The organism is Novacetimonas cocois (assembly GCF_003311635.1).
GTDB lineage: Bacteria > Pseudomonadota > Alphaproteobacteria > Acetobacterales > Acetobacteraceae > Novacetimonas > Novacetimonas cocois.
In genome coordinates, this window is record NZ_QEXL01000018.1 from 38,720 (window position 1) to 56,747 (window position 18,028).

The 18,028-nt window shown below is 62.8% G+C and carries 16 protein-coding genes; 11 read left to right on the forward strand and 5 right to left on the reverse strand.

Going from position 1 to position 18,028, the window contains the following annotated elements; genetic code table 11:
• Nucleotides 1-59 precede the first annotated feature (59 nt).
• Complete coding sequence (gene eno / locus NJLHNGOC_RS12865; RefSeq protein WP_113596725.1) at nt 60-1,340, reverse strand: phosphopyruvate hydratase; 1,281 nt, start codon at nt 1,338-1,340, stop codon at nt 60-62.
• Between the two features lie 150 nt (nt 1,341-1,490).
• Between eno and NJLHNGOC_RS12870 the strand changes: the two genes are divergently transcribed.
• Entirely contained in the window at nt 1,491-1,979 is a 489-nt protein-coding gene (locus NJLHNGOC_RS12870) for a DUF3429 domain-containing protein (RefSeq protein WP_113596726.1), read from the forward strand.
• 36 nt (nt 1,980-2,015) lie between these two features.
• Here the strand turns inward: NJLHNGOC_RS12870 and kdsA are convergent, their stop codons facing one another.
• The 4 genes from kdsA to tpiA form a co-directional block, all read right to left on the reverse strand.
• Nucleotides 2,016-2,858, reverse strand: a complete 843-nt coding sequence (kdsA, locus tag NJLHNGOC_RS12875) for a 3-deoxy-8-phosphooctulonate synthase (protein ID WP_113596761.1) — start codon at nt 2,856-2,858, stop codon at nt 2,016-2,018.
• Between the two features lie 2 nt (nt 2,859-2,860).
• A complete protein-coding gene (locus NJLHNGOC_RS12880) occupies nt 2,861-4,492 on the reverse strand; it encodes a CTP synthase (RefSeq protein WP_113596762.1) in 1,632 nt (543 codons plus the stop codon).
• 123 nt (nt 4,493-4,615) lie between these two features.
• Entirely contained in the window at nt 4,616-4,924 is a 309-nt protein-coding gene (gene secG, locus NJLHNGOC_RS12885) for a preprotein translocase subunit SecG (RefSeq protein ID WP_113596727.1), read from the reverse strand.
• Nucleotides 4,925-4,965: 41 nt separating this feature from the next.
• Entirely contained in the window at nt 4,966-5,709 is a 744-nt protein-coding gene (tpiA, locus tag NJLHNGOC_RS12890) for a triose-phosphate isomerase (RefSeq protein ID WP_113596728.1), read from the reverse strand.
• Nucleotides 5,710-5,992: 283 nt separating this feature from the next.
• Between tpiA and NJLHNGOC_RS12895 the strand changes: the two genes are divergently transcribed.
• The 10 genes from NJLHNGOC_RS12895 (at nt 5,993) to lpdA (ending at nt 17,893) form a co-directional block, all read left to right on the forward strand.
• A complete protein-coding gene (locus NJLHNGOC_RS12895) occupies nt 5,993-7,924 on the forward strand; it encodes a peptidylprolyl isomerase (RefSeq protein WP_113596729.1) in 1,932 nt (643 codons plus the stop codon).
• Between the two features lie 38 nt (nt 7,925-7,962).
• Nucleotides 7,963-9,510, forward strand: coding sequence for an anthranilate synthase component I (gene trpE / locus NJLHNGOC_RS12900; RefSeq protein WP_113596763.1), 1,548 nt, complete (start codon nt 7,963-7,965; stop codon nt 9,508-9,510).
• An 86-nt stretch (nt 9,511-9,596) separates the two neighbouring features.
• The gene (locus NJLHNGOC_RS12905) at nt 9,597-10,193 is read left to right on the forward strand and encodes an anthranilate synthase component II (protein ID WP_113596730.1); all 597 of its coding nucleotides are present in this window, start codon (nt 9,597-9,599) and stop codon (nt 10,191-10,193) included.
• A gap of 6 nt (nt 10,194-10,199) precedes the next feature.
• Complete coding sequence (gene trpD, locus NJLHNGOC_RS12910) at nt 10,200-11,300, forward strand: anthranilate phosphoribosyltransferase (RefSeq protein WP_113596731.1); 1,101 nt, start codon at nt 10,200-10,202, stop codon at nt 11,298-11,300.
• 33 nt (nt 11,301-11,333) lie between these two features.
• Nucleotides 11,334-12,185 carry an indole-3-glycerol phosphate synthase TrpC gene (gene trpC / locus NJLHNGOC_RS12915; protein WP_113596732.1) on the forward strand — a complete coding sequence of 284 codons (852 nt, stop codon included), beginning with the start codon at nt 11,334-11,336 and terminating at the stop codon, nt 12,183-12,185.
• Nucleotides 12,182-12,679 carry a cyclic pyranopterin monophosphate synthase MoaC gene (gene moaC / locus NJLHNGOC_RS12920; protein WP_110529256.1) on the forward strand — a complete coding sequence of 166 codons (498 nt, stop codon included), beginning with the start codon at nt 12,182-12,184 and terminating at the stop codon, nt 12,677-12,679. Before trpC ends, moaC begins: the two co-directional genes overlap by 4 nt.
• 151 nt (nt 12,680-12,830) lie before the next feature.
• On the forward strand, nt 12,831-13,790 hold the full coding sequence (gene pdhA / locus NJLHNGOC_RS12925; RefSeq protein ID WP_239021529.1) for a pyruvate dehydrogenase (acetyl-transferring) E1 component subunit alpha: 960 nt from the start codon (nt 12,831-12,833) through the stop codon (nt 13,788-13,790).
• 6 nt (nt 13,791-13,796) lie between these two features.
• Nucleotides 13,797-15,167: a pyruvate dehydrogenase complex E1 component subunit beta gene (locus NJLHNGOC_RS12930; RefSeq protein ID WP_113596734.1), complete on the forward strand. Its 1,371-nt coding sequence runs from the start codon at nt 13,797-13,799 to the stop codon at nt 15,165-15,167.
• A 12-nt stretch (nt 15,168-15,179) separates the two neighbouring features.
• The gene (locus tag NJLHNGOC_RS12935) at nt 15,180-16,469 is read left to right on the forward strand and encodes a pyruvate dehydrogenase complex dihydrolipoamide acetyltransferase (RefSeq protein ID WP_113596735.1); all 1,290 of its coding nucleotides are present in this window, start codon (nt 15,180-15,182) and stop codon (nt 16,467-16,469) included.
• An 11-nt stretch (nt 16,470-16,480) separates the two neighbouring features.
• Entirely contained in the window at nt 16,481-17,893 is a 1,413-nt protein-coding gene (lpdA, locus tag NJLHNGOC_RS12940) for a dihydrolipoyl dehydrogenase (RefSeq protein WP_113596736.1), read from the forward strand.
• Nucleotides 17,894-18,028 lie beyond the last annotated feature (135 nt).

Below are 18,028 nucleotides of genomic sequence, written 5' to 3' on the forward strand. Positions count from 1 at the left end.
TACCGGCGACGTCGCGCGAGAGCTTTCCGCCCACGAACGTCGCCGATGCCCGGGCGCTTTCAGTGTCCCTTGAGGATTGTCCGCCCGGCATAGCGGGCCGCGGTTGCCAGTTCGTTTTCGATTCGGATCAGCTGGTTATATTTTGCCGTCCGGTCGGAACGCGACAGGGACCCCGTCTTGATCTGCCCGCAGTTCGTCGCCACCGCCAGATCGGCAATGGTGGAATCCTCCGTCTCCCCCGAACGATGGCTCATGACGGCGGTATAACCGGCATGCTGCGCCATTTGGGCGGCTTCCAGCGTCTCGCTAAGGGTGCCGATCTGGTTGACCTTCACCAGCAGGGAATTGGCGACCCCCGCCTTGATCCCGCGCCGCAGGCGATCGGGATTGGTGACGAACAGGTCATCACCCACCAGCTGCAGCTTTCCCCCCAGATTGGCGGTCAGTTCCGCCCATCCTTCCCAGTCATCCTCAGCCAGGCCGTCCTCGATGGAAATGATGGGATAACGCGCGGCAAGGTCGGCCAGATAGGCGATCATGCCACCGGCATCCAGCGACTTGCCTTCGCCCTTAAGGTCATAGCGGCCATCGTGATAGAATTCGGTCGCGGCGCAATCGAGGGCGAACGTGATGTCATCCCCCAGACGGTAGCCTGCCGCCTCCACCGCGCGACTGATGAATCCCAAGGCCTCGTCCGCTGATTTCAGGGCAGGGGCGAACCCGCCTTCGTCACCGACATTGGTGTTGTATCCGGCGCCCGACAGGCTCTTTTTAAGCTGCGCGAAGATTTCCGATCCCATCCGGATCGCGTCGGTCACGGTCGGGGCGCCAATCGGCTGGATCATGAATTCCTGGATGTCGATGGGATTGTCCGCATGCTGCCCGCCATTGATGATGTTCATCATCGGCACCGGCAGCGTGCGGGCATAAACGCCCCCCACATACCGATAGAACGGAACCTGCAGTTCCTCCGCCGTCGCCTTGGCTACCGCCAGGGAAACGCCAAGGATGGCATTCGCGCCCAGACGGGATTTGTTCGGGGTCCCGTCCAGGTCGATCATGGCCTCGTCAATCGCAACCTGATCGCTGGATTCGACACCCTGCAATGCACCCAGGATCTCGTTTTCAACGTTGCCGACAGCCTTCAGCACGCCCTTGCCGCCGAAACGCGACCTGTCGCCATCGCGCAGCTCAACCGCTTCATGTGCGCCAGTGGACGCGCCGGACGGCACTGCCGCGCGTCCCTTCGCGCCCGAGGCCAGTTCCACATCCACTTCCACGGTCGGGTTGCCGCGACTGTCGAGAATTTCGCGGGCGATGATGTCGATAATGGCGCTCATGCTATTCGTTTCCTCTTTTTCCAGAGTTTATTGAGGTATCAAAAACCGGACGTCCCTCGATACCCAGTGCGTGAAACGATACCAGAAACATATGACGTGTCACATGTCAGAGTGCGATAAGATACAAACTACCGAGGAGAGCATGCCGTCGTGAAACGTCTTCCCCTTCTGGCCATGGTCATGGGCATCGCCAGCCTCATTCCCATTGTCGGGTGTGCCTGCGCCATCATTTTCCTTTCCCCCACGGTGACACCCCGCATGCTGGAGGTCACCGTCGGCTACGCGGCGGTGATGCTGTCCTTCATGGGGGCCATTCACTGGGGACTGGCGCTGGATACGCCCGCCATAATCACTCCGGGCCAGACGCCGGGAAAGATCAACAGCTATCGGCTGCTGCTGGGCGCGGTCCCTGCCGGGATCGGCTGGCTTTCGCTATGCGTGGCAATGTTTCATGAACTGGCCGCACTGATGATGCTTATGGCCGGATTCGCGGCCACACTGGCGGTGGAGCGCGCGGCATGGCGCCGGGGGGCGATGCCACGCGGTTACATGACGCTGCAGTGGATTGTCATTACCGTGGTGGAAGTCTGTCTGCTGGCGGTCGCGGTCATGGCGCTGTCGTGGAAATACACCGCCTGACAGGCCGCCTTTTCACATAAACCGGGCCAGATGCGATCAGGCCCGTTCCTTGGTCAGACGGTCATAACGCTGCAGATTGGCAAGCAGGGCCTCCATCTGCGACAGCGGGATCATGTTCGGCCCGTCACTGGGGGCATTGTCCGGATCTTCGTGCGTTTCGATGAATACGGCCGCGACCCCGATCGCCAGTGCAGCGCGGCTCAGGATTGGGGCGAACTGCCGCTGACCGCCCGATGAACTTCCCAGTCCGCCCGGCTGCTGCACCGAATGGGTCGCATCATAGACAATCGGGAATCCGGTCTGCGCCATGATCGGCAGGCCACGCATGTCATTGACCAGCGTGTTGTAGCCAAACGACGTGCCACGCTCGCACAGCATGATGCGCTCGTTGCCGGTGGAGGCGATCTTGGCCGCGACATGGGCCATGTCCCACGGCGCCAGGAACTGCCCCTTTTTTACATTGATGGCAGCCCCTGTCTCCCCCGCAGCAAGAAGCAGGTCGGTCTGGCGGCACAGGAATGCTGGAATCTGAAGGACGTCAACCGCCTCGGCTGCGGGAGCGCACTGCTCCGGAAGGTGGACATCGGTCAGGACGGGAATCCTGAAACGCTCCCGCACGCGGGCAAGGATTTCCAGACCCTTGCCGGCCCCGACTCCCCGCGCACTCGTCAGGCTGGTGCGATTGGCCTTGTCGAACGAGCTTTTGTAAATCAGCCCGATTCCCAGCCGATGCGTGATGGCATGGATCGCATCGGCGGTCTCCATCGCATGGGCCTCCGATTCGATCTGGCAGGGGCCGGCAATCAGGACGAATGGCCTGTCATTGCCAATCACCAGCTCTCCGACACGGATATCCACCTGCGGGTTTTCGGGCTGCAGGTTCACTTGCGTGCCCCGCGTTCCAGCGCAGCGCCCACCAGACCTGAAAACAGCGGGTGCGGATCAAACGGCTTCGACAGCAGTTCGGGATGGTACTGGACCGCAATGAACCAGGGATGATCGGGATATTCGACGATTTCGGGCAGGATGCCGTCGGGCGACATGCCGGAAAAACGCAGTCCCGTCTTTTCCAGCTGGTCGCGGTAATGAACGTTCACCTCGTAACGATGGCGGTGACGCTCCCGGATATCCGTCTTGCCATAGATGGCCGCGGCACGCGATCCCTCCGCCAGATGGGCGGGGTAGGAGCCAAGCCGCATCGTCCCGCCAAGCTCGCCCCCTTCACGCCGGCGCAGCAGTTCGTTGCCCCGCGCCCATTCCGTCATCAGACCGACCAGCGGTTCATCGGTGGGACCGAATTCGGTCGAAGAGGCATCAGGCAGCCCGGCAAGGTTGCGGGCGCATTCGATGACCGCCATCTGCATGCCAAAACAGATCCCCAGGAACGGGATATTGTTTTCACGCGCGAACCGCACCGCGCGGATCTTGCCTTCGGACCCGCGCTCCCCGAATCCACCGGGCACAAGGATGGCATCCGACCGCGCCAGCGCCTGAAGGCTGTCGTCGGATTTTTCGAACGCTTCGGCCTCGACCCAGTTCAGGCGGACCTTAGCACGATGGGCGATGCCCCCGTGATGCAGTGCCTCGATCAGGGATTTGTAGCTGTCGAGCAGGGCGGTGTACTTGCCCACGACCGTGATCGTCACTTCGCGTTCGGGATGACGGATGGCATCGACGATATGTTCCCACCGCGACAGGTCCGGCTCCTCATCCGCGGGCAGGCCGAAATGACGCAGCACCTCCGTATCCATGCCTTCCGCGTGATAGGAAATGGGACAGGCATAGATGGTATCGACATCGCGCGCCGCGATGACCGCCTCTGGCCGCACATTGCAGAAACTGGCGATCTTGCGGCGCTCATTGGCCGGAATTTCGCGATCGGAACGGCAGACCAGCATCTGGGGCTGGATGCCGACATTCTGCAGTTCCTTGACCGAATGCTGCGTGGGCTTGGTCTTGAGCTCACCCGCCGCCGCGATCCACGGCAGCAGCGTCAGATGAATGAACATCGTCTGTTCGGGCGCCAGATCGTTGCGCAGCTGACGGATGGATTCCAGGAAGGGCAGGCTTTCGATATCGCCCACCGTGCCACCGATTTCGACAAGGACGAAATCAACGTCCTCGGTCCCGGCGACGACCATTTCCTTGATCGCATTGGTGATGTGGGGAATGACCTGCACGGTCGCGCCCAGATATTCGCCACGCCGTTCGCGCGCGATCACATCGGAATAGATCTGGCCCGTCGTGGCATTGTCGGCCTTGGTCGCGGGCACGCCGGTAAAACGCTCGTAATGCCCCAAGTCAAGATCGGTCTCAGCACCGTCATCGGTCACGAAGACCTCGCCGTGCTGGTAGGGACTCATCGTCCCGGGATCTACATTGAGATAGGGATCGAGCTTGCGCAACCGGACCCGATAGCCACGGGCCTGAAGGAGGGCGGCAAGGGCAGCAGAAGCAATGCCTTTGCCGAGGGAGGACACCACGCCGCCGGTGATGAATACAAACCGCGTCATGGAAGGCCTTCCTACACTGCTTGGCCCCGACATGAAAGGCCCATCATGGGCGCCATCACGCATCATGGGCAAAAAAATATCCGGCCCGGCGCCCGACATGGGGCGAACCGGGCCGTCACGCGATCAATGACCCGACGGAGCCGAAGAAGCCGGAGCTGAAGGGGCAGGGGGCTGAGCAAGGATATCATGCCCCACACCGGACGAGGCACCACGGTTCATGATCGCCAGCGTCAGCGACAGCACCATGAAAATGGTGCCCAGGATCGCGGTGGAACGCGTCAGCAGCGTCGCGGTGCCGCGTCCAGACATGAATGATCCCATCCCCTGGGAACTTCCGATTCCAAGACCGCCTCCCTCGCTGCGCTGGATCAGGATCGTCCCGATCAGTGCCACCGTGACAAACAGATGCAACAAAAGAAGGACCGTGATCATACTTGTTCCCAGCTATCCCCCCTTGGACGGGGTGGATGAAATCAGATATCGACCGCCGCGCGGACGATCGGCATGAACGTATCCGCCGCCAGGCTGGCGTTTCCGACCAGCGCGCCACCGACATTGGCGATGGGCAGGATATCGGCGGCATTACGTCCGTTGACCGACCCACCATAAAGGATTTTTATGGTTTTACCAGCATCGCCGAACTGCCGCACCAGTTCCTCGCGGATAAACAGGGTCATGTCCGCGATATCCTGCTGGGACGCCGCCGTTCCCGACCCGATCGCCCATACCGGCTCATAGGCCACGATCCCTGTGAAACCCTGCGGCAGGGATCCCTGGATCTGCCATCCCACGGTCTCCTGCGAATCTCCCGCCGCGCGCTGGTCGGCATTTTCGCCCACGCACACGATGGGGGTCAGCCCGGCCGCCGCCGCCGCGACCGCCTTTTCACGCACGATTTCGTCGAGTTCATTGTGATCGCGCCTGCGTTCGGAATGGCCCAGGATCACGTATTCGACGCCCAGATCGCGCAGCATGCTGGCCGCGATGTCACCGGTATGCGCCCCGCAGGGATCCTGATGGCAGTCCTGTGCGCCGAGCGCGATTCCATGTTCGCGCAGTTTCGGCCCGATCAGGGCAAGCTGCGTGAAGGGCGGGCAGACGACCACCTGCGCGCCGGAGACGTCCTCGGACATGGCCGCGCCGATGTCATCGGCCACCTTGGCGGCGTCGGCTGTCATGCCATGCATTTTCCAGTTGCCGACGATTATCTGCTTCATTGCTGCTTTTTCCGGTAATGCACATACTGAAACTGCGATTCCACCGATCCTCAACCCCGTGGTGGCGCAGGGAACCGGCAGCCTGTTTCCTTCAGCCTACACCATCCCCCCCGACGGATGGCAAGCCATCCATGCGGCGGGGCAGGGGCGTGCCGAACTGCCTTCTGGTCAAATGTCCGGGGGGGCCGTATGGTGCCGCTGCTGAAAAAGTGGCCCATCCATGCCATGCGCGCATGGGTCATGCTGCGTTACTTGCCGATTTTCGTCTGGGTCTGGTGTCTGCATGCTATCATTCTTGTGCCGTATTTTTGTCGATTCCTGGGTCGGCAGGATTGTCGTGGGGCTGTTTTTCCTGACTTTCGTGGGATGGGGCGTGGGCGACGTCCTGATGAACATCGGCACCGAACGCGCCGATGTCGTGGCCCGCGTTGGGCCAGACCCCATCCTTGTGCCCGCCTATGAACAGGCGCTGCGCACGGAAATGCCCCAGATCGCGCAGCAGATGCATCTGCAGGATCCATCACAGATCCCCGCCACCACGCGTGAACAGATTGCTCAGCAGGTCCTCCAGCGCCTTGTCCTTCAGGCCGAAGTGGCGCTGGCCGCGCGCAATCACGGGCTGCTCGTGCCCGACAGCGCGGTGCGCGCCGAAATCTTCGCCATTCCCGCCTTTCAGGACAAGAACGGCAAGTTCGACCGCGACCTGTTCAACAACAGGCTGCGCAACAGCGGCATGACGGAAGGGCGGCTGATCGAACTTGTCCGGGCGGAACAGGCATCGAAGGCGCTGATGGAACCGATTCGCAGCGGCGCGACCGCGCCCGACATCCTGACGCGCCGCATCTTCGACCTCGAGGCCCAGACACGCAGGGTCGACATCGTGCGCGTTCCCTTCGCATCGCAGACGCCGGCCGCGCCCACCGACGCACAGATGCACCGTTTTTACGCCAACCATCCGTGGCTGTTCCAGGCCCCGGAATACCGGCATGCCCGAATCGTGGTGCTGTCGCCCGAGACGATGGCCCGTTCAATCACCATTCCGGACGCCGACCTGCGTCATATGTATGAACAGCAGTCACAGCGGTTCAACACGCCAGAGACACGCTCCGTTCAGGTCATCACCGCCCCGACCGAGGCCCGCGCCCGCGAACTGCTGAACACATGGCAGCAGGGCGCGAACTGGGATGCGATGCAGAAAGACGCGGGCAGGGACAGCGCCAGCGTGGAAATGAACGACATCCGCATCGCCTCCGTGCCTTCGCAGGATCTGGGACGAAAGATTTTCGCGGCGCCGGCCGATGCGATCCAGCCCCCCGTCCATACCGATGGCGGCTGGGCGATCTTCCGCGTCACGCATGTCACGCCCGCGCATGTTTCGGATTTTGAATCCGCGCGCCCCGCGCTGCAGTCGCAGGCCGTCGCCGAACAGGTGCAGGCGCAGATGGGCGATCGGGTCCAGAAGCTTCAGGACGCCATCGCCGGCGGCGGGCTGGATTCCATTCCGACCGACATCGGGGCAGCTGCCATGTCCGGCAACATCGACGCCCACGGCATGACGCAAGAAGGCACGCCTGCCCCTATCCCCGGCAGCGACGCCGTCAGGCAGGCCATCACCGGACGCATCTTCACCCAGCCCAAGGGCGGCAGCCCCGAACTGATCCAGGGGCCGGAAGGGACGTGGTACGCCGTCATGGTCGATGGCATCACCCCAGCCCAGCCCCAGTCCTATGAAGCGTCCGCCGGCAAGGTGCGCGATGCGTGGATGGCGGATGCGCAGCGCCATGCCGCGGACCAGTCCGCCACCGACCTTTACAACCGGGCGCAGGATGGCGGAGGGCTGGCGCATCTCCAGCCCGCCATTGCCGATCTGGTTCACAGCGCCGAATTCTCGCGCACCCATGATACGCCCGATGTCCCGCACGAGGTCGCGGAAATCGCATTCCGCCTTGACCATCCGGGACAGAGCCTGATGATCGAGGCCGATGGCGCCTTTTACGTCGCGACCCTGACGGACATTTCGCGGCCCGATCCGTCAACGCAGCGCATGCTGTTTGACCGTATCCGCGCCAGCCTGACGCAGGCCGTGGCCGATGATGTGGAGATGAGCTATGCCATGGCCCTGCAGGCCACGGTAAAGCCCAAGCCCAACCCAAGCGCCATCAACGCGGTCATGTCGGCCGTTTCCGGCAAGGGCAATCCAGAGGCAGGACAGTGAGCACGGACCCATCACAGTTCATTCCTTCGTTTCAGGCCATGCCTGCCCCCGACAGGGAGGACGCGCTAGCGATCCTGCGTCAGGGGCGACCGACGATCGCATGGCGGGTCGAACCCGCCGACCTGCTGACGCCGGTTGCAGCGTTCCTGCATCTGTCGTCACTGGCCGCCCGGCACGGGGGCGGTAATGGCGGACGCAATGCCTTCCTGTTCGAAAGCGTGGAGGGGGGGATTTCGCGGGGCCGCTATTCCGTCATCGGGCTGCTTCCCGACCTGATCTGGCGCTGCCATGACGGCAGGGCCAGCATATGCAGCGACCCGGCCGCCGACCGGCACGAATTCGTGCCACAGTCCCGGCCCCCGCTGGACTCCCTGCGCGACATCCTTCATGCCAGCCGCATCGAACTGCCGGATTACCTGCCCCCCATGACGGGCGGCGTCTTCGGCTATCTGGGCTATGACATGATCCGGCAGATCGAACGTCTGCCAGACATTCCGCCCGACGATCTGGACCTGCCCGAAGGGATCATGATCCGGCCCGGCCTGTTCGCCATTTTCGATACCGTGCGCGATGAACTGCTGCTGGCCGTGCCATTGCGGCCCGATGCCACGCAGTCGCCGGAGGCGATACGGGAAAAGGGGCAGAAGCTGCTGCAGGAGGCGCGCGCCGCACTGGCCACGCCCCTGCCTGCGCCACGGAGCCATGCGGCACCGCTTGCGCCGCCGGTCCCGCGATCCCCGTTCACGCGGGACGAATTCTGCGCGATGGTGCGTCGCATCCAGGATTACATCGCGGCCGGCGATGCGTTCCAGGTGGTGCCCAGCCAGCGGTTCGAGGCGGATTTCACCCTGCCGCCCTTTGCGCTGTATCGCGCCCTGCGCCGCATCAATCCCGCACCCTTCCTGTTTTATCTGGATCTCGACGGGTTCAGCCTCGTGGGGTCCTCGCCGGAAATCCTGGTGCGCCTGCGCGATGGCACGATGACGGTCCGCCCGCTGGCGGGGACACGTCCACGCGGACGCACGGCGGCCGAGGATCTTGCCCTGGAGCAGGATCTTCTGGCGGACCCGAAGGAACGGGCCGAACATCTGATGCTGATCGACCTTGGCCGCAATGACGTGGGAAAGGCGTGCGAACTCGGCTCGGTCAGGGTGACGGAACAGTTCGTCATCGAACGGTTCAGCCACGTCATGCATATCTCCTCCAACGTGGAGGGCACGCTGCGCCCTGAGCTGGAGGGGCTTGACGCCCTCATGGCGGGTTTCCCCGCAGGCACCCTGACGGGCGCGCCCAAGATCCGGGCCATGGAAATCATTGACGAGGTCGAACCCACGCGACGGGCGACCTATGCCGGGTGCATCGGCTATTTCGGGCCGGAAGGGCAGATGGACACCTGCATCGGCCTGCGCATGGCCGTCGTCAGGAACGGGAAGATGTATGTGCAGGCCGGATGTGGCGTCGTGGCCGACAGCGTGCCGGAAGCGGAATACGAGGAAACCCGCCAGAAGGCGCGCGCCCTGTTCCGCGCGGCGGAGGAGGCGGTCCGCTTTGCCACGCGCGACCGGGATGGAAACACGGATGAATAGATGTTGTACGGAAATATACACATTTATTTTACCGTTCATCCGAACAGGGATTTGACCATGCCCCGCCACAAGGTCATGATATCGACATGATCCTTCTGATCGACAATTATGACAGCTTTACCTTCAACCTTGTCCACTATCTGGGGGATCTTGGGGAACGCTGCGACGTACGGCGCAACGATGCCATCAGCGTTGACGAGGCCCTGGCCCTGAAGCCGGAGGCCATCGTGTTTTCGCCCGGCCCACGTTCCCCGAACGAGGCAGGGATCTGCTGCGAACTGATCGCGCGTGCGGCAGGACAGGTGCCGATGTTTGGCGTCTGCCTGGGGCACCAGTCGATCGGGCAGGTTTTCGGGGGCAGGGTCGTACGCGCGCCCCAGCCCATGCATGGCAAGGTATCGCCCGTCATGCACAACGGGACAGACATATTCGCGGGCCTGCCGGACCCGTTCCGCGCCACGCGCTATCACAGCCTGACCGTTGATCCCGACACGTTGCCCGATACGCTTGTCCCCACGGCCTGGACGGCCGATGGCGTGATCATGGGGCTGCGGCATCGTGACCTGCCGATATTCGGGGTGCAGTTCCATCCCGAAAGCATTGCCTCAGAACACGGGCATGACATCCTGTCCAATTTTCTGGCAATCGCGCGCAATGGCGTCACGCCCCGCAAGGCTGCCTGACGCGCCATGGAACATTCTTCAGGCCCGTCCTCCCGTGTGGCTGGCAGTTTCCGCACCGTGATGAAGGACCTGCTGGCGGGACATGACCTGTCCCATGACGCGGCGGAATGTGTCTTCGGGCAGATCATGGACGGGCAGTTTTCCGACATCCGCCTGTCCTCCTTCCTCACGGCCCTGCACATGAAGGGCGAAACGCCCGACGAACTGCGCGGGGCGGTAAGGGCGATCAGGGCGCGCATGATCGGCGTGGCCGACCTTCCGGATGGATGCATCGACGTCTGTGGCACGGGCGGGGACGGGCTTGGTACCTTCAACGTGTCCACTGCGGTTGCCTTCGTGCTGGCAGCGCTTGGCGTTCCCGTGGTCAAGCATGGCAACCGGGCATTGTCCTCGCGTTCCGGCGCGACCGACGTGCTCCAGGAACTCGGCGTCCTCATCCCGACGGAACATGACGATATCCGCACGCAGGTCCTGACGCGGCGGGTGGCGTTCCTTGCCGCCCCCAACCATCATCCTGCCCTGCGGCATGTGGGTGGCGTGCGCCGGGAACTGGGGTTCAGGACGATTTTCAACCTGGTGGGACCGCTATGCAATCCGGGGGCGGTACGCCGGCAGATGATCGGCGTATTCGATCCGCGCTGGCTGCGCCCGATTGTCCAGACCCTGCATGATGAAGGATCGCACTGCGTCTGGAGCGTCAGCGGCAACTGTGGCGATGGCCGATGGGTTGATGAACTGACCCTTGCGGGGGAAAACCGGATCTGCGCCCTTGACGGCGGTGTCGTGCGCGATCTGGTCCTGACGCCGACGGACGCGGGCCTGTCCTGCGCGCCGATCGAGGCCATTGCGGGTGGTTCCCCCGAACATAACGCCCGCGCCCTTGCCGCGCTGCTGCAGGGCGCGGATGGTGCCTATCGCGATACCGTGCTGTTCAATGCGGCGGTGGCGCTGCATGTCGCCGGACGTGGAAATATCATTCGGGACGACAGGATTGATATTGTCGCCCTGCGTGCGAACGTTGCCTTGGCCGCCAACGTTCTCGACAATGGCGCGGCGCATGCCGTGCTGCACTCCGTTCGTGAAGACCGGGCGGACAGGCCAGAATAGAGTAACACAGGGTAAAAAATGAACGACACGCCAATGATGCCGCAACAGACCGATTCTGTCTCGGACCTGGATGCCGATGATTTGCCCGATGTGCTCGACCGGATCTGTGCCCGTACCCGGGTAGATGTCGCACAACGCGCAACCATCACGCCGCTGAAGGAAATCACGGCCCGCGCCAGGGAGGTCGCAACCCCGCCGCGCGGGTTCGGCCAGGCCCTCAAGCAGCGCACCGCCGATCACCAGATCGGCCTGATCGCCGAAATCAAGAAGGCGTCCCCGTCGGCGGGCATCCTGCGTGCCGACTATCAGCCCACCGTCATCGCCCAGCAGTATGAACAGGCGGGCGCGGCCTGTATCTCGGTCCTGACGGAAGGGTCGTGTTTCCATGGCAGCGCGGAAGATCTGACCCGCGTGCGGGAGGCGTGCAAGCTGCCCATCCTGCGCAAGGATTTCATCCTCGATCCGTGGCAGGTCCATGAAAGCCGCCTGATCGGCGCGGACTGCATCCTGCTGATCATGGCGATCCTGACGGATGCCGAGGCAGCCGAACTTCTCGATATCGCACGCGGACTTGATATGGATGTACTGGTCGAAGTGCATGACGAGCATGAACTGAACCGCGCCCTGGCACTTGATACGTCACTGATCGGCATCAACAACCGTAATCTCAAGACGCTCAAGACCGATCTGAACACCACACTGGAACTTGCACCGATGGTGCCGCCTGATCGTATCATCGTCTCCGAAAGCGGGATCCGCACGCATGAAGACATCATGAAGCTGAACGCCGTGGGCGCAAGCGGCTTTCTGGTCGGTGAAAGCCTGCTGCGCAGCGACAACCTGGAAGAGGCGGTGCATGCCCTGCTGGGAACCACGCCCGCATGACGAAGGCCGGTCTTTCCCATCTGGACGCCACGGGCAACGCCATCATGGTGGATGTGTCGGACAAGGCCGAAACCCGTCGCGAGGCCGTGGCGCGGGGGCGCATCCGCATGCGCGCCTCCACGCTGGACATGATCCTTTCGGGCACGGCGCCCAAGGGTGACGTGCTGGCGACGGCGCGCATCGCAGGCATCATGGCAGCGAAACGGACATCGGACCTGATCCCCCTGTGTCATCCGCTGGCGCTGTCATCGGTGAGGGTGGAGCTTGTGCCCGCATCCGACAGGTCCGGCATCGAGATTACGGCACGCGTCCGGACCACCGGGCCGACCGGCGTGGAAATGGAAGCCCTGACAGCCGTTAGTATCGCGGGGCTGACACTTTATGACATGTGCAAGGCTGTCGATCGTGACATGGAAATCGGTGACATCTGCCTGCATCACAAGTCAGGCGGTGCATCAGGAACCTATGAAAGGGCAGCATCACCATCCGGATAACTGAACCGCAACAGCCGGTTACCGCGCAATGACCTGATCCGGGCAACCACCTGATCCGGTCCGGTCCCCGGTCGATACGTCATGTAAAATGCAAGGACGCTCAATGAGTGAAAAACAAGATTCCGACATAGGCGGTCGCAACAGTCAGGGCATGACCCAGACCGATCTTCAGGAGGCCTATTACCAGATGGTCCTGATCCGCCGTTTCGAGGAACGCGCCGGACAGCTGTATGGAATGGGACTGATTGGCGGTTTCTGTCACCTTTACATAGGGCAGGAAGCTGTCGTGGTCGGCATCCAGATGGAGCTCAAGGACGGTGACAAGATCATCACCTCCTACCGCGACCATGGGCAGATGCTGGCGGCCGGCATGAACCCGCGCGGCGTCATGGCGGAACTGACCGGACGCGAGGGGGGATATTCCCACGGCAAGGGGGGATCGATGCACATGTTCTCCCGCGAGAAGAATTTCTATGGCGGTCATGGCATCGTCGGCGCACAGGTCTCGCTGGGTATCGGGCTGGCCTTTGCCAATAAATACCGCAACACGGACGAGGTCGCGGTCACCTATTTCGGCGAAGGCGCGTCCAACCAGGGACAGGTTTACGAAAGCTTCAACCTCGCCGCGCTGCACAAGCTGCCCTGCATCTTCGTGATCGAAAACAACCGTTACGGCATGGGCACGAGCGTCGAACGCGCCTCCGCCTCGCGTGAACTGTGGCGCAATGGCGAACCCTGGGGCATTCCCGGTTTCCACGTCGATGGCATGGATGTGGAGGCCGTGCGCCGCGCCGCGCACGAGGCCGTCGCCCATTGCCGCGCGGGCAAGGGACCGGTGCTGCTGGAAGTTGATACCTATCGCTATCGCGGCCATTCCATGTCCGATCCCGCAAAATACCGCCAGCGTTCCGAAGTGGACGAAATGCGCAAGAACCACGACCCGATCGACCGGGTGCGTCGGGAACTGCTGGCGATGGGCACGACGGAAGACGAACTGAAATCCATCGAGGCGAAGGTCAAGGCCATCGTCACGGACGCCAGCGATTTCGCCCAGACCAGCCCCGAACCAGATCCGTCCGAATTGTGGACCGATGTGCTTGTCGAAAGCTGAACAGAGATGCCCATACAGATACTGATGCCTGCCCTGTCTCCCACGATGACGGAAGGCAAGCTCGCCCGCTGGCTGAAAAATACCGGGGAAAGCGTGGCGCCCGGCGATGTGATCGCCGAAATCGAAACCGACAAGGCCACGATGGAAGTCGAAGCGGTGGAAGAGGGAACCATCGGCCGGGTCCTGGTGCCCGAAGGGACGGAGAACATCGCCGTCAACACCCCCATCGCCATCCTGCTGGCCCCGCATGAGGAAAGTAATTCCATCGACACGCCGGCTGCCGAACCCGCGCCGTCCACGTCAGCAACGCCAGCAGCACCTGTCGCGACGGCGCCAACGCCGGCCCCCGCAGCGCCGCCCCAGCCCGCGGCACAGCCGGTCGGGGAAAAGGACTGGGGTGAAACACAGGAAATTACGGTGCGCGAGGCCCTGCGCGATGCCATGGCCGCGGAACTGCGCCGGGACGAGGATGTCTTCCTGATTGGCGAGGAAGTCGCGCAGTACCAAGGCGCCTACAAGGTTTCACAGGGCCTTTTGGATGAATTCGGTGAAAAGCGGGTCATCGACACCCCGATTACCGAACAGGGCTTTACCGGCATGGCGGTTGGCGCGGCCCTGACGGGGCTGAAGCCGATCGTGGAATTCATGACGATGAATTTCGCCATGCAGGCCATTGACCAGATCATCAACTCCGCCGCCAAGACCCGTTACATGTCCGGTGGCCAGATGTCGTGCCCCATCGTTTTCCGTGGCCCCAACGGGGCGGCGGCACGCGTCGGCGCACAGCATTCGCAGTGTTATGCAAGCTGGTATGGACATGTGCCGGGCCTGAAAGTTGTCGCGCCCTGGTCCGCCGCCGATGCCAAGGGCCTGTTGCGCGCGGCGATCCGTGACCCCAACCCGGTCATCTTCCTTGAAAACGAAATCCTCTATGGACAGAAATTTCCCTGTCCCGTGGACGAGGAATTCATCCTGCCGATCGGTAAGGCCAGGATCGAACGCGAAGGGACGGACGTAACCATCGTCACCTTCTCGATCATGGTGGGCGTGGCGCTGGAAGCCGCCGCGAAACTGGCGGAACAGGGCATCAGCGCGGAGGTCATCAACCTGCGCACGATCCGCCCGCTCGATACCGAAACCATCGTCAGCAGCGTCCGGAAAACCAGCCGCCTTGTCTGTGTCGAGGAAGGCTGGCCCTTTGCCGGGATCGGGGCGGAAATCGCGATGCAGGTCATCGAACATGCGTTCGATTATCTTGACGCGCCACCCGTGCGCGTGGCCGGGGCCGATGTACCGATGCCTTTCGCCGCCAACCTCGAAAAACTGGCACTTCCGAATGTCGAGTGGATCCTCAATGCCGTCCGCCAGATCGTCTGAGGAAACAACGCGATGTCCATAAATATCCTGATGCCGGCCCTGTCCCCCACCATGACGGAAGGCAAGCTGGCGCGCTGGCTGAAAAAGGAAGGCGAGGCGGTTGCCGCGGGCGATGTCGTCGCCGAAATCGAGACCGACAAGGCCACGATGGAGGTCGAGGCCGTTGATGAAGGCATAATGGGGCGCATCCTCGTGCCCGAAGGGACGGAAGCCATCAAGGTCAACGCCCCGATCGCCATTCTGGTCGCACAGGGCGAGGCCGTGCCGGACGCGGTTACCGCCACGCCGCCCGCCGCCTCAGGGCCAGAAGCACCTGCGGCAGCCACCACCGTTGCGCCCCCCACGACGGATCATGCGGCGCCCCGCAAATCGACGGAACCTTCGCAGGGGAAGGGGAAGCGCATCTTTGCCTCCCCCCTGGCGCGGCGCATCGCCAGCCAGAAGGGCATTGACCTGTCCACCCTCAGGGGCAGCGGTCCCAACGGCCGCATCGTCCGCCGAGATGTGGAGGAGGCGGCACGCCAGCCCGCGCCGGCCCCCGCAACCGCCCCCGCGCAACCCACGACGCCCCCCCCCGCCGCAACCCCGCCGATCGCGGCCGACAGTGCGCATCACACGGTTGCGAATTCGACGATGCGCAAGGTGATCGCGCGTCGGCTGAGCGAGGCGAAATCGACCATTCCACATTTCTATGTCGAAATGGATGTGGAACTGGATGCGCTTCTGGCCCTGCGGTCACAGCTCAACGCGGCATCGCCTGCGGAAGGAGCCGGCGCGTACAAGATTTCGGTCAACGACATGCTCATCAAGGCCGCGGCCGTCACGCTGCGCCGGGTGCCGGACGTGAATGTGTCGTTTGGCGACGATGTCACGGTTGTCTATGACGATATCGACATCTCCATGGCCGTCTCCATCCCCGACGGGCTGATTACGCCCATCGTGCGGCAGGCCGACCTGAAAAGCCTGGGCCAGATCAGCGCGGAGACACGCGACCTGATCAAGCGCGCCCGGGCGGGCAAGCTCAAGCCACAGGAATTCCAGGGGGGTACCTTCTCCATCTCCAACATGGGGATGATGGGGGTCAAGGCATTCTCGGCCATCATCAACCCGCCACAGGCGGCCATCCTCGCCATCGCCGCGGGGGAGGCACGTCCGGTGGTCCGCGATGGTGAAATCCGCGCGGCGACCGTCATGACGGTCACCCTGTCGGTGGATCACCGCGTGGTGGACGGCGCGCTTGCCGCGCAGTGGGTATCCGTTTTCCGCTCCGTCGTGGAAAATCCGCTAAGTCTCGTGGTCTGAGGTGACGTGACATGAATGGAACCAAATTCGACGTCATCATCATTGGCGGCGGTCCCGGCGGTTATGTCAGCGCGATCCGCGCGGGACAGCTGGGCCTGAAAGTCGCAGTGGTGGAGGCCGCGCAACTGGGCGGCATCTGCCTGAACTGGGGATGCATCCCGACAAAGGCGCTGCTGCGCGCGTCGGAAATCAACCATCTGCTGCATAACCTGACGGAATTCGGCTTTGCCGCCGATAATGTGCGCTTTGACCTTGAAAAGGTGGTCAAACGCTCACGCGCCGTATCGGCGCAGCTTTCGGCCGGGGTGGGACACCTGCTCAAAAAGAACAGGGTCACGGTCATCAACGGCTTTGCCCGCCTTGACGGGCGCGATGGCGACAACCGCAAGGTAACAATCACGCCGACCACGGGCGGACAGGCCATGACGGTGCTGGCGCCGCATGTCATCATCGCCACGGGCGCGCGGGCGCGCGTGCTGCCCGGGCTTGAGCCGGACCAGAAGCTGATCTGGTCCTATCGCGAGGCCATGGTGCCGACATCGCTGCCGAAACGCCTGGTCGTGGTCGGTTCCGGCGCCATCGGGGTGGAGTTCGCCTCCTTCTATCGCAACATGGGCTCCGAAGTGACCATCGTGGAAGTGGCCGAGCGCATCGTGCCGGTGGAGGACGAGGAAATAAGCGGGCTGGCGCGCAAGGCCTTTGAAAAGCAGGGCATGAAAATCCTGACCGGGGCCAGGATCGTGTCGGTCGACAGGGGAAGCGATACCGTGACCCTGAAGGTCGAGGCCGGGGGCGCGACGCATGACCTGACCGTCGATCGAGTGATTTCGGCCGTCGGCATTGTCGGCAATGTCGAAAATATCGGGCTGGAAGGCACGGCGATCGAAGTGGACCGCACCCACATCAAGGTGGATCCCTATTGCCGCACGGCGGAGAAGGGGGTCTATGCCATCGGTGATATTGCCGGGCCGCCATGGCTTGCCCACAAGGCAAGCCACGAGGGCGTCATGTGCGCGGAGATGATTGCCGGGCGCAAGGTCCATCCGATGGACCCGCTGAACATTCCGGGCTGCACCTACTGCCGTCCGCAGATCGCCTCCGTCGGGCTGACCGAGGCCAAGGCGAAGGATGCCGGGTACAAGATCAGGGTCGGGCGCTTTCCCTTCATCGGCAATGGCAAGGCCATCGCGATGGGCGAGCCGGAAGGGCTGGTGAAGACCATCTTCGACGCGCAGACGGGCGAACTGCTGGGCGCGCACATGATCGGCGCGGAAGTGACGGAAATGATACAGGGATATGTCATTGCCCGGACATCCGAACTGACGGACGAGGAACTGAAGGAAACGGTATTCCCGCATCCCACCATTTCCGAAACCATGCACGAGGCCGTGCTTGCGGCCTATGACGGGGCGCTGCATTTCTGAGGGCCGGGACGGCATTCGCATGCGTGTCAGACAGGGGAGACATGCCCCCGCTTCCCTGTTTCCCGACCTTGTGATTGCGGCCCGGGTTCCGGCACGCAAGAATGCTTGACGCATGGGACGACCCGTTCCACTTGT

Excerpts from the sequence above, each read along its gene's own strand:
- eno (WP_113596725.1), bottom strand. The coding sequence starts at position 1,340 with ATGAGCGCCATTATCGACATCATCGCCCGCGAAATTCTCGACAGTCGC.
- NJLHNGOC_RS12880 (WP_113596762.1), bottom strand. The coding sequence starts at position 4,492 with ATGACGCGGTTTGTATTCATCACCGGCGGCGTGGTGTCCTCCCTCGGC.
- secG (WP_113596727.1), bottom strand. The coding sequence starts at position 4,924 with ATGATCACGGTCCTTCTTTTGTTGCATCTGTTTGTCACGGTGGCACTG.
- tpiA (WP_113596728.1), bottom strand. The coding sequence starts at position 5,709 with ATGAAGCAGATAATCGTCGGCAACTGGAAAATGCATGGCATGACAGCC.
- NJLHNGOC_RS12895 (WP_113596729.1), top strand. The coding sequence starts at position 5,993 with ATGCTATCATTCTTGTGCCGTATTTTTGTCGATTCCTGGGTCGGCAGG.
- trpE (WP_113596763.1), top strand. The coding sequence starts at position 7,963 with ATGCCTGCCCCCGACAGGGAGGACGCGCTAGCGATCCTGCGTCAGGGG.
- NJLHNGOC_RS12905 (WP_113596730.1), top strand. The coding sequence starts at position 9,597 with ATGATCCTTCTGATCGACAATTATGACAGCTTTACCTTCAACCTTGTC.
- trpD (WP_113596731.1), top strand. The coding sequence starts at position 10,200 with ATGGAACATTCTTCAGGCCCGTCCTCCCGTGTGGCTGGCAGTTTCCGC.
- trpC (WP_113596732.1), top strand. The coding sequence starts at position 11,334 with ATGATGCCGCAACAGACCGATTCTGTCTCGGACCTGGATGCCGATGAT.
- moaC (WP_110529256.1), top strand. The coding sequence starts at position 12,182 with ATGACGAAGGCCGGTCTTTCCCATCTGGACGCCACGGGCAACGCCATC.
- pdhA (WP_239021529.1), top strand. The coding sequence starts at position 12,831 with ATGACCCAGACCGATCTTCAGGAGGCCTATTACCAGATGGTCCTGATC.
- NJLHNGOC_RS12930 (WP_113596734.1), top strand. The coding sequence starts at position 13,797 with ATGCCCATACAGATACTGATGCCTGCCCTGTCTCCCACGATGACGGAA.
- NJLHNGOC_RS12935 (WP_113596735.1), top strand. The coding sequence starts at position 15,180 with ATGTCCATAAATATCCTGATGCCGGCCCTGTCCCCCACCATGACGGAA.
- lpdA (WP_113596736.1), top strand. The coding sequence starts at position 16,481 with ATGAATGGAACCAAATTCGACGTCATCATCATTGGCGGCGGTCCCGGC.